This is a genomic window from Hahella sp. HN01 (assembly GCF_018986435.1).
GTDB lineage: Bacteria > Pseudomonadota > Gammaproteobacteria > Pseudomonadales > Oleiphilaceae > Hahella.
Window position 1 is genome coordinate 1 of the sequence record NZ_JAHMIN010000127.1, and the last position, 1217, is coordinate 1217.

At 62.4% G+C, this 1217-nt stretch carries 1 protein-coding gene; it reads right to left on the minus strand.

All coding sequences use genetic code 11. The features are described from left to right. Positions 1-1217: phage terminase large subunit family protein (locus KP814_RS32585; RefSeq protein WP_216740679.1), on the minus strand; the 1217-nt coding region annotated here is incomplete at both ends.

Genomic DNA, 1217 nt, shown 5'->3' on the forward strand with positions numbered 1-1217 from the left:
CGATCCGACCAACGCCGCCCCACGCGCTCGTCCTTTGACGGCCATGAGGCGTGGATCGCGACGGGCGCGCACGAACCCATAGGCTTCCTGTGTGGCGAAGCCGGTATCCAATGCAAATCGCGTCAGGGGGATTGGCGCGCCATCCTCATGGCTCCAGGTTTCATCAAGTAACGCCGCCAAACGTCCCCAGACGTCCTCGCGCGCGGTATCACCCATCAGCACGCGATGCTCAACCAACCAGGCTGTCTTGCCGCGACCAAAGGCCCATATCGACGCTTCGATGCGATCCTGTTGTACGTCCGCGCCTCCCACCAGCAGGAGACCTCCGGCGGGTACGCAGCCGACTGGATAATCCTCGCGTCGCTCAGCCAGCTGTTGCCAATCCGGCGTTTCGCCTTCCTCCACCCAGGTCTCGCCGAGCTCCGTATTTTTAAAGGTCTTGATCGCGGCGTTGGAGCCTGATTCTTTGTTGACGGCGCTCTCCCAGGCGTAGGCGATATCCGCCCAGGTGCGCCAGCCTATCGGGCTGTACAAGGAAGATAAGTGAAAGCCTGCAGTCTTGGTTCCGCGCCCGGGCGCCATCGCTCGCCACTCGCCGCGCTCCAGCATCCAGGTTTTGTGATGCTCGGCGATGGGGACGGCGCACGCTTCGCACACGTAGGCGGCGGTGTCGGGACGGCCACGCTCCCACCGCAACTGCTCAAAGCGCAGCCACTGCGGGTGGCTGCAATGTGGACAAGGCACGACATATCTGCGTTGGTCGGACGCCTCGTATTCGCGCTCAATCGCGCTGGCTCCAGCGATGGTCGGCGTTGAGACAATGAAGATCTTGCGGCGGGAGAAGGTGCGCGTACGCGCTTCCGCCAGCGTGATTGCGTCGCCTTCGCCCTCCACATCCACCGGGTAGGCGTCCACCTCATCCAGAAATAAGTATCGCACTGGCATGGAGCGCAGCCCCACCGCGGAGTTGGCGCCGGTCATTACCAATACGCCGCCGCGATACTCCTTCGACAAGATGGTGTTGCCAGAGTCTCTTGATCTCGCAGGGGCGACCAATTCAGTCAGCGCCGGCGTCTCCTCCAGCAAGGGATCTATCCGCTGCTTGGAGCTCCGCTTCGCCATATCCACGGTAGGCCAGACCGCCATCATGGGACCGGGGGAATGATGAATAACGTAACCGATCCAGTTAGTGCCGGCCTCAGTGCCGCCGACCTGTG